Source organism: Curtobacterium sp. UCD-KPL2560, from assembly GCF_001705035.1.
Lineage (GTDB): Bacteria > Actinomycetota > Actinomycetes > Actinomycetales > Microbacteriaceae > Curtobacterium.
On record NZ_MCIG01000025.1, the window covers coordinates 26,630 to 37,129 of the forward strand.

At 72.6% G+C, this 10,500-nt stretch carries 6 protein-coding genes; 2 read left to right on the forward strand and 4 right to left on the reverse strand.

The window, feature by feature from the left end; genetic code table 11:
• Window positions 1-57 precede the first annotated feature (57 nt).
• Entirely contained in the window at window positions 58-3,810 is a 3,753-nt protein-coding gene (locus BEP24_RS08060) for a multifunctional oxoglutarate decarboxylase/oxoglutarate dehydrogenase thiamine pyrophosphate-binding subunit/dihydrolipoyllysine-residue succinyltransferase subunit (protein WP_171898754.1), read from the reverse strand.
• A gap of 172 nt (window positions 3,811-3,982) precedes the next feature.
• Here BEP24_RS08060 and BEP24_RS08065 point away from each other — a divergent pair, with 172 nt between their 5' ends.
• Complete coding sequence (locus tag BEP24_RS08065; protein ID WP_065962160.1) at window positions 3,983-5,422, forward strand: GuaB1 family IMP dehydrogenase-related protein; 1,440 nt, start codon at window positions 3,983-3,985, stop codon at window positions 5,420-5,422.
• A gap of 175 nt (window positions 5,423-5,597) precedes the next feature.
• On the opposite strand, the gene BEP24_RS08070 is transcribed toward BEP24_RS08065, so the two are convergent.
• From BEP24_RS08070 to BEP24_RS08080, 3 genes are all read right to left on the reverse strand, one after another.
• A complete protein-coding gene (locus tag BEP24_RS08070) occupies window positions 5,598-6,689 on the reverse strand; it encodes a hemolysin family protein (RefSeq protein ID WP_171898755.1) in 1,092 nt (363 codons plus the stop codon).
• The gene (locus tag BEP24_RS08075) at window positions 6,686-8,131 is read right to left on the reverse strand and encodes a hemolysin family protein (protein WP_065962143.1); all 1,446 of its coding nucleotides are present in this window, start codon (window positions 8,129-8,131) and stop codon (window positions 6,686-6,688) included. The genes BEP24_RS08070 and BEP24_RS08075 overlap by 4 nt, the downstream gene beginning before the upstream one ends.
• A gap of 201 nt (window positions 8,132-8,332) precedes the next feature.
• A complete protein-coding gene (locus BEP24_RS08080) occupies window positions 8,333-9,415 on the reverse strand; it encodes an NADH:flavin oxidoreductase/NADH oxidase (protein WP_065962147.1) in 1,083 nt (360 codons plus the stop codon).
• Window positions 9,416-9,609: 194 nt separating this feature from the next.
• Between BEP24_RS08080 and BEP24_RS08085 the strand changes: the two genes are divergently transcribed.
• The coding region (locus BEP24_RS08085) for an ADP/ATP-dependent (S)-NAD(P)H-hydrate dehydratase (protein WP_065962148.1) at window positions 9,610-10,500 on the forward strand (891 nt) is incomplete at its 3' end.

The window sequence follows — 10,500 nt, forward strand, 5'->3', positions numbered from 1 at the left end:
GTGTCGGAGTCCCAGGGACTCCGACACGGGGCGTTCCGCATGCTCAGCGCGGTGCGCTCACGACCCCAGGGCCGTACGGATGACCTCGGCGGCCTCCTGCGCAGACCGCTTCGACGACCCGGTCGCGGGCGCGGCGCTCGCGGGACGCGACGCGACCGACAGCGGACGGCCGGCCAGGTGCGGCGACAGGTTCATGCACACGTACGGCCACGCGCCCTGGTTCTCGGGCTCCTCCTGGGCCCAGACGACCTCGGCGCCCGGGTAGCAGGCGAGCACGGACAGCAGCTCGTCGAGGGGGAGCGGGGCGAGCTGCTCGAGCCGCACCAGGGCCACGTCGGACCGGTCCTGCTTGTCGAGCTCGGTGCGGAGGTCGTGGTGCACCTTGCCCGAGTGCAGGACGACGCGGCGCACGGCTCCCTTGTCGGTCACGCGGTCGTCGTCGATGACCGGGAGGAAGGTGCCGCTGGTGAACGCCTCGACCGGGCTGGTGGCCTGGCGCAGGCGCAGCATCGCCTTCGGCGTGAACACCACGAGCGGGCGCTGCGGGCGCTCCCACGCCTGGCGACGGAGCAGGTGGAACCAGGACGCCGGGGTCGACGGGCGGGCGACGACCATGTTGTCCTCGGCGCAGAGCTGCAGGTACCGCTCGATGCGCGCCGAGGAGTGGTCCGGTCCCTGGCCCTCGTAGCCGTGCGGGAGCAGGAGCACCAGGCCGGAGCGCTGGCCCCACTTCTGCTCGGCGGACGAGATGAACTCGTCGATGACCGTCTGGGCGCCGTTCGCGAAGTCGCCGAACTGCGCCTCCCAGAGCACGAGCGCCTCGGGACGCTCGACCGAGTAGCCGTACTCGAACGCCATCGCCGCGTACTCGCTCAGCAGCGAGTCGTAGATGTACAGGCGCGCCTGGTCCTCGGTGACGTTCGCGAGCGGCAGCCACTCCTGGCCGTTCGTCCGGTCGTGGAACACCGCCTGGCGCTGCACGAACGTGCCGCGGCGGGCGTCCTGTCCGACCAGGCGGACCGGCTTGCCCTCGGTGAGGACCGACCCGATGGCCATGAGCTCCGCCATCGCCCAGTCGACGCCGCCGGAGCGGGTCATCTCGGTGCGCTTGGTGAGGAGCTGCTGCAGCTTCGGGTGCACCTGGAAGCCCGCGGGCGGGTTGCTGTGCGCGTCGCCGATCGCCCGGACGAGGTCCTCGCTGATCGCGGTGTCGTGCACCTCGACCTCGGTGTCGTCGCGCTGCGCGGTCGGACGCTCGAGACCGTCCACGGCCCCGGCGTCGTCGGCCGTCACGACGGGCATGGTGCCGGTCTGGGCCTCGTGCGTCTCGGCGAACGCGCGCTCCAGGCGGTCCTGGAAGTCGCGGTGCGCCTCGTCGTACTCCTCCTGCGTGATGTCGCCGCGACCGACGAGGGCCTCGGTGTACAGCGTGCGGACGGAGCGCTTCGCCTCGATCAGGTTGTACATGAGCGGCTGCGTCATCGAGGGGTCGTCGCCCTCGTTGTGCCCGCGGCGGCGGTAGCAGACGAGGTCGATGACGACGTCGCGGTGGAACTCCTCGCGGTACGCGAAGGCGAGCTCGGCGACGCGCGCCACGGCCTCGGGGTCGTCGCCGTTCACGTGGAAGATCGGCGCCTGGATCGTCTTCGCGACGTCGGTCGAGTACACCGAGCTGCGTGCCGACTCCGGCGGGGTGGTGAAGCCGACCTGGTTGTTGATGACGAGGTGGACGGTGCCGCCGGTGCGGTAGCCGCGGAGCTGCGACATCTGCAGCGTCTCGACCACGACGCCCTGGCCGGCCATCGCCGCGTCGCCGTGCACGAGCACGGGCAGCACGCCGAAGGTGCCGGGCGGGGTGCGGTCCTGCTTGGCGCGCACGATGCCCTCGAGCACGCCGTCGACGGCCTCGAGGTGGGAGGGGTTCGCGGCGATCGTCACCGGGATGCTCGACCCGTCGGACGCGCGGAACAGGCCCTCGGTGCCGACGTGGTACTTCACGTCGCCCGAGCCCTGGCCGGACACCGAGCCCGGGAGGGACGAGCCCTCGAACTCGCGGAAGATCTGCCCGTACGTCTTGCCGGCGATGTTCGTCAGCACGTTGAGGCGACCGCGGTGGGCCATGCCGATCGCGACCTCGTCGAGGCCGGCGCCTGCGGCGTGCTGGATGAGCGTGTCGAGGAAGGCGATGGTGGACTCGCCGCCCTCGAGCGAGAAGCGCTTCTGGCCGACGTACTTGGTCTGCAGGAACGTCTCGAACGCCTCGGCCTCGTTGAGCTTGCCGAGCACCCGGAGCTGCTCCTCCTTCGAGGGCTTCGAGTACGGGACCTCGATGTGCTCCTGCACCCAGCGGCGCTGCTCCGGGTCCTGGATGTGCATGTACTCGATGCCCACCGTGCGGCAGTAGGCGTCGCGGAGGATGCCGAGCACGTCGCGGAGCGGCGCGTTCGTGGTGCCGGCGAGGCCGCCCGTCACGAACTCGCGGTCGAGGTCCCAGAACGTCAGCCCGTGGTTCTCGATCTCGAGGTCGGGGTGCGTGCGCTGCCGGTACTCGAGCGGGTCGATGTCCGCCATGAGGTGCCCGCGGACACGGAAGCTGTTGATGAGCTCCTGCACGCGCGAGGTCTTGTTCACCCGGTGTGCGAGGTCGACGTTGATGTCGTTGGCCCACTGGATCGGCTTGTACGGGATCCGGAGCGCCGAGAAGATGCCCTCGTAGAAGCCGTGCTCGCCGATGAGTCGCTCGTGCACCTTCTTGAGGTACTCGCCCGACCCGGCGCCCTGGATCACGCGGTGGTCGTAGGTGCTCGTCAGCGTGATGGTCTTGCCGACGCCGAGCTCGACGAGCGTCTTCGTCGCGGAGCCCTGGAACTGCGCCGGGTACTCGAGCGCGCCGGCGCCGATGATGCAGCCCTGGCCCTTGGTCAGGCGCGGGACCGAGTGCACCGTGCCGATGCCGCCCGGGTTCGTCAGCGAGATCGTGGTGCCCTGGAAGTCGGACGGGGTGAGCTTGTTGTCGCGGGCGCGCTTGACGAGGTCCTCGTAGGCGCTGAGGAACTGGCCGAACGTCAGCGTCTCGGCGCGCTTGATGCTCGGGACCAGGAGGGAGCGGGTGCCGTCCTTCTTCGGGACGTCGATCGCGATGCCGAGGTTGACGTGCGCGGGCTGGACCACGAAGGGCTTGCCGTCGCGCTCGTCGTAGGAGACGTTCTGGCTCGGGAAGTCCTTGAGCGCCTCGACCATCGCCCACCCGATGAGGTGCGTGAAGGAGATCTTGCCGCCGCGGGCACGGCGCAGGTGGTTGTTGATGACGATGCGGTTGTCGATCATCAGCTTCGCCGGGATCGTGCGGACGCTCGTCGCGGTCGGGACGGTCAGCGACGCGTCCATGTTCGACGCCAGGGTCTTCGCCATGCCCCGGAGCGGGGTGGCGACGTCCTCGTGGGTCTCGTCGTGCTCGTCGGTCGCGTCGTTCGCCTCGGCCGGGATCGGCTGCGGCGTCGGCTGCCGCGAGGTCGTCTTCGCCTGGATGGGGCCGCCGGAGCGTGCCTCGCCCTGGGCGTCACCCGACTGCGCGGGTGCGGGTGCGGCCGAGGCGGTCGGTGCCGGCGTGGGGGCCGCGGTCGAGGTGGCGGACGCGGTCGGCGCGGCGGGTGCGCCCTGCGAGCGGTGGTAGCTCTCGAGGACGGGCCACCAGGACTTGTCCACCGACTCCTTGTCGGCGACGAACTGCTCGTACAGCTCGTCGACGAGCCACTCGTTCGCACCGAATTCGCCCGCGGTCTCGTCGGTTCCCGTCAGATGGCTCGACACAGCCGATCGCCCACTCTCCGTCGATAGATGCTCGTGTGTGTCGTGCGGGGCAGCCCTGCTCCGCACTGCCAGCCAGCCTAGCCGTTCCGCGGTGACCGTCCGCCGCGGGGCGGAGGCGGGTCGCGCCTCCCGGCATCCCGCGCGTGTCGGGCGGAGCCGTACAGTGGTGGGCATGAGGTTCTACGAGACGCGGCCGACCCACGACCTGACCTACTCCGACGTCTTCCTCGTCCCGAGCCGCTCCGGCGTGACGAGCCGCTTCGACGTGGACCTGGCGACGACCGACGGCACCGGTGCCACGATCCCGATCGTCAGCGCGAACATGAACTCGGTCACCGGCCCGCGCCTCGCCTCGACCCTCGCCCGACGCGGTGGTCTCGGCGTGCTGCCGCAGGACATGCACCTGCAGGACCTCGACGCCGCGATCCGCTGGGTCAAGGACCAGCCGGTCGACTTCGACACCGCGTACGACATGGGCGCCGACACCACGGTCGCCGAGGCGCTCGGGCAGCTCCTGCCGGTCGCCGGGCGCGGGGTCGTCGTCCGCGACGCCTCGGGGGAGTACCTCGGCTGCGTGCCGGCCACGCGACTCGGCACCGCCGGCCCGGACGCCACGCTCGGCGACCTGCTGCACGGCCCCTCCACCGCGATCGACGCCGAGGACGCCGGGACGCCGCGGCACGTGTACGACGTGCTCAGCGCCGCCGAGGTCGAGTTCGCCCCCGTCGTCCGGCACGGCCACGTCGTCGGCACCACCAGCCAGACGAGCGCCATCCGCTCCGACATCTACACGCCCGCCGTCGACGGGGACGGCCGCCTGCGGGTCGCCGCGGCCGTCGGCATCAACGGCGACGTCGCCGCGAAGGCGAAGGCCCTCGCGGCCGCGGGCGTCGACGTCCTCGTGCTCGACACCGCGCACGGTCACCAGGAGGGCATGCTCCGTGCGCTCCGGACGGTGTCCGCGCTCGGCCTCGGGCTGCCGATCGTCGCCGGCAACGTCGTCACCGCCGACGCCGTCGCGCACCTCGTCGACGCGGGTGCGACGATCATCAAGGTCGGCGTCGGCCCCGGTGCGATGTGCACGACCCGCATGATGACCGCGGTCGGTCGCCCGCAGTTCTCCGCCGTGCTCGAGACCGCCGCGGCGGCCAGGTCCCTCGGTGCCCACGTCTGGGCCGACGGCGGCGTCCGGTACCCCCGTGACGTCGCGCTGGCTCTCGCCGCCGGCGCGTCGAGCGTCATGATCGGCTCGTGGTTCGCCGGCACGCTCGAGGCACCAGGGGTGCTGCGCCGCGACGCCGCGGGCAAGGCGTACAAGGAGAGCTGGGGGATGGCCTCGGCCAAGGCGGTGCGCGAGCGCTTCGAGCGGCTCGACCCGTACGAGCGGGCGCGCAAGGCGCTCTTCGCCGAGGGCATCTCGTCGTCGACGATCTACCTCGACCCGGAGCGCCCGAGCGTCGAGGACCTGCTCGACATGATCACCACCGGCATCCGCAGCTCGGCGACGTACGCGGGGGCGTCCTCGCTCGCCGAGTTCTCGGAGCGGGCGCTCGTCGGCATCCAGTCCGCCGCCGGCTACGAGGAGGGCAAGCCGCTGCCGGTCAGCTGGTAGCCGCTCGTCGCGACCCACGCGGGGTCGCGACCCACGCGGGGTCGCGACCGGACGACGGACCGACGGGAGGCGCGGTGCCAGCTGGCACCGCGCCTCCCTCGCAGGCTCGGTCGGCGCGCCCCGCGCAACGCTCAGCGTTGCCGCTGAGCGGGGCGCGCCCGTCCGTCGGTCGCGGCTACCGCCGTCGGGTCGCGTCCTCGACGGTGCCGACGAGCTCCTCGAGGATGTCCTCGAGGAACAGCACGCCCGTCGTGCGTCCGTCCGCGTCGAACGCCCGCGCGACGTGGCGCCCGGCGGCACGCATGGTCGCGAGCGCGTCCTCGAGGTCCATCTCGGTGTAGAGCGAGATGAGCTGCCGGATCCGCTTCGGCGGCACCGGCACGTCGAACTCGTCGGGCCGCAGGTCGATGACGTCCTTGACGTGCACGTAGCCCGTCGGGTCGCCGTCGTCGCCGACGAGCACGTACCGCGAGAAGCCGCGCTGGGCGACGGCCCGCTCGACGTCCTCGGGGGTGGCGGTGTCGGGCAGCGTCACGAGTTCGGCCATCGGGACGGCGACGTCCTTGACCTTCTTCTCGGTGAACTCGAACGCCATCGCGAGCTTGCCGTCGTCGGTGAGCGTCCCCTCGCGGCGGGACTGCTCGACGATGGTCTGCACCTCCTCGACGGTGAAGGCGCTGACGGCCTCGTCCTTCGGCTCGACCTTGAAGAGCCGCAGCACGCCGTTCGCGACCGAGTTGAGCCCGACGACGACCCAGTGCAGACCGTGGCCGATGTACCAGAGCGTCGGCACGAGCACGAGTGCGGCGCGGTCCGGCATCGAGAACGAGATGTTCTTCGGGACCATCTCGCCGAACACCACGTGCAGGAACGACACGAGCAGCAGCGTGAACACGAACGCGACGATGCCGATGACCTCGACGCTCCACCCGGTCAGGCCGAGCGGGACCTCGAGCAGGTGGTGGATCGCGGGCTCGGACACGTTGAGGATGAGCAGCGAGCAGACCGTGATGCCGAGCTGGGTGGTGGCGAGCATGCGCGTGGCGTGCTCCATCGCCCACAGGGTCATCTGCGCGGCCTTCGACCCGGCCTCGGCGCGGGGCTCGATCTGCGAGCGGCGGGCCGAGATCACTGCGAACTCGGCGGCGACGAAGTAGGCGTTGCCGAGCAGCAGGACGACGAGCCAGAAGATGCCCCACCAGTCGGACCCGGCGGAGGCGGACTCCCCGGCGGCGAGGACGACCCCGCTGGACACTGCGGCGCTCATCGGGTGCGCTCCTTCGTGGCGGGGATGATGATGCCGGTCGCGGGACGCTGGCCGGAGCCGGCGGTCGCAGTGCCGCTGGTCGGCGTGCTGCCGGTGGCCGGGCCGGTGGTGCCCGTGCTGCCGGTGGGCGTGGGGTCGACCGGCGGCGTGTTCGGGGTCCACCGGATCCGGTCCACGCGGCGGCCGTCGAGGCGTTCGACGCGGAAGACGCCGTCCTCGAGCACGACCTCGTCGCCGACGACGGGCAGGCGACCGAGGGTCGCCATCACGAAGCCGCCGACGGTCTCGTACGGGCCGTCCTCGGGCACGGTCACCCCGGCGCGGTCCTCGAGCTCGTCGGGGCGGAGCAGCCCGGGGAAGGTCAGCCAGCCGCGCGAGCGGACGACGTCGATGCGGGCGCGGTCGTGCTCGTCGGACACCTCGCCGACGATCTCCTCGACGAGGTCCTCGAGCGTGACGACGCCGGCGGTGCCGCCGTACTCGTCGACGACGATGACCATCTGGTAGCCGCGGCCGCGGACCTCGGCGAGCAACGTGTCACCGGGCATCGTCTCGGGGACGCGCTCGGCCTCGGTCATGAGGGCGCCGACCGGCACCTCGGGACGCTTCTCGCGCGGGACGGCGACGGCCTGCTTGACGTGCACGATGCCGACGACGTCGTCGGCGTCCTCCTCGATGACGGGGAAGCGGCTGAACCCGGTGCGGCGGGCGAGGGCGATGACGTCCTCGGCGGACTCGGACACGCGGATCGTCGAGACGCGGGGGCGGGGCGTCATGACGTCGCTCGCGTCGAGCTCCGAGAAGGCGATGGTGCGCTGGAGGAGCGTGGCGGTGTCCTGCTCGAGCGAGCCCTCGGACGCGGACCGGCGCAGCAGCGAGCTGAGCTCCTCGGCGCTCCGGGCGCCGGAGAGCTCCTCCTGTGGCTCGATGCCCATCGACCGGAGCACGGCGTTCGCGGTGCCGTTCAGCACGGCGACGGCCGGCTTGAACACGGTCGTGAAGCCGATCTGCAGCGGGACGACGAGCCGCGCGGTCTGCAGGGGCAGCGCGAGCGCGAAGTTCTTCGGCACGAGCTCGCCGAGGATCATCGACAGCAGGGTCGCGATGACCAGCGCGACGATCGACCCGACGGTCTCGACGACCGCCTCGGGGAGCTGGGCCGCGAGGAACGGCGCCTCGAGCAGGGTCGCGATCGACGGCTCGAGCAGGTAGCCGGTGAGCAGCGTCGTCAGCGTGATGCCGAGCTGGGCGCTCGACAGGTGCGTCGACGTGACCTTGAGGGCGCTGATGACCGGGGTCAGGCCGGACTCGCCGCGGTCACGACGGGCCTCGACCTCGGCACGGTCGAGGTTCACGAGGGCGAACTCGGACGCGACGAACACGCCGGTGCCGAGCGTCAGCAGGATGCCGCCGACCAGCATCACGACGTCGACGGGACTCATTCCTCACCCCCCGGTGCAGGGGAGGAGGGGGTGCTCACCGAGTGAGCGCCGGATGAGTGGGAGGGCGAAGGTGCGTTCGGGGGATCGTCCACAGTGAGGGTCATCCTAGCGGGTGGGTGGTGCGGAGGCGGTGAGGACGTACAGGTCGCGGGGGCGCCCGTCCGGCGGGCCGGGAGGCACACCCCGCGTCGTCCCGTGGGCCTAGGCCGTGACGCGGGCGCGGTGGTACTGCTGCGGCTCGTAGTCGAGCGACACCCCGAGCTCGGCGGCGGCACGGAGCGCGAACGCCGGGTCGCGGAGGAACTCGCGACCGACCATCACGACGTCGGCCTGTCCGGTCGCGACGACCTGCTCGGCCTGGAACGCCGTCGAGATCATGCCGACCGCGATCGTGCCGATGCCCGCACCCCGACGGACGGCCTCGGCGAACGGGACCTGGTAGCCGGGGCCGACCGGGATCGCGGCGCTCGGCACGTTGCCGCCGGTGGAGACGTCGGCCAGGTCGGCGCCGTGCTCGGCCGCCCAGCGGGCCACCTGGATCGTCTCGTCGAGCGTCAGCCCGCCGTCGGTCCAGTCGGTCGCCGAGAAGCGCACGACGACCGGGAACCCCTCGCCGACCTCGGCGCGGACGGCGTCGACGACCTCGAGCAGGGCGCGGGCGCGGTTCTCGAGCGAGCCGCCGTACGCGTCGGTGCGGTGGTTGCTCAGCGGCGAGAGGAACTGGTGGAGCAGGTAGCCGTGAGCGGCGTGCAGCTCGACCAGGTCGAACCCGGCCTCGACCGCGCGTCGGGCCGCGGCGGAGAAGGCGAGCGCGACGACGCGGACGTCCTCGACCTCGAGCTCGCGGGGTGCGGCGTACTCGCCGAACGCGACGGCGGACGGCGCGACCGTGGTCCAGCCGCCCTCGGACACGGGGACGCTGCCCTGCGTCGTCGACCAGGGGCGGTGGGTCGAGGCCTTGCGGCCCGCGTGGGCGAGCTGCACGCCGATCGCGGCGCCCTGCTCGTGCACGAAGTCGACGATCGGGCGGAACGCGTCGCGCTGCTCGTCGTTCCAGAGGCCGACGTCCTGGGGGCTGATCCGGCCCTCGGGGACGACACCGGCCGCCTCGACCACGACCGCACCCGCGCCGCCCTTCGCGAACCCGCCGAGGTGCACGAGGTGCCACGTGGTCGGGACGCCGTCCTGCCGCTCGACCGAGTACTGGCACATCGGCGAGACCCAGAGACGGTTCCGGACGGTGAGGTCGCGGATGGTGATCGGTTCGAACAGGGCGTGCGTCACGCGGGAGCTCCTTCGGGGTCCGTGGGGCCGGGTCACCCGGCGCCGTGGTCATCGAACACCCCCGACCCGTGCGCGATTCCCCGACGGACCCCGGACGCGGCGTGCCCCGGACCCGGTGGTGCCCGACGCCGCGCGCCCGGACCGCGTCCCCGACCACCGCACGCCCGCACCGTCACGGACGTACCGTGGGTGTGGTGACCGACTTCGTGACCGTCTCCCCGTCCGACGCCGCCGCGTGGACCACCGCGCCGACCGGCGACAGCACCAAGTACCGCCGCGGGGTCCTCGGCGTCGCGACCGGTTCGGCCGCGTACCCGGGGGCCGCCGTGATGGGCGTCGACGCCGCCGTGCACACCGGGGTCGGCATGGTCCGCTACGTCGGGCCGGACCGTGCGACCGACGCCGTGCTCGCCCGCCGGCCCGAGGTCGTCGCCGGGGTCGGCCGCGTGCAGGCGTGGCTCGTCGGCTCCGGCATCTCGGCCGGCACGCTCGACGACCTCGACGAGCGCACCGCCGAGGCGTTCCGACACGCGTCCGACGACGGCGTCCCCGTGGTCGTCGACGCCGGTGCGATCCCGCTCGTCGACCTCGGCCCGCGCGCGGTGCTCACACCGCACGCGGGGGAGCTCGCCACCGTGCTCGGCGTCGACCGGGAGACCGTCGAGGCGGATCCACGCGGGTCGGCCCTGCGCGCCGCGGAGCGGACCGGCAGCGTCGTGCTGCTGAAGGGCTCCGACACGCACGTGGTCACCCCGGACGGGTCGGTCCGGCTCGTGGCCTCGTCGGCGACCCCGTGGCTCGCCGCCGCCGGCGCCGGTGACGTCCTGGGCGGTGTCCTCGGGGCGCTCGTGGCGACACGGGCGGGCCGCGAGGAACCGGGGCCCGAGGCACTCGCGCACCTCGCCGCCGCGGCGGCGGTCGTGCACGGCACGGCCGCGCGCCGCGCGTCGCGCGGCGGCCCCTTCACGATGACCGCGCTCGTGCAGCAGCTGCCTGGCGTGGTCCGCGACCTCGTCACCACGGGGGACGCGACGTCACCGGCGCCGGCGGCGGCGAGCCACGGGGTCGCCGACGAGGCCACGAGC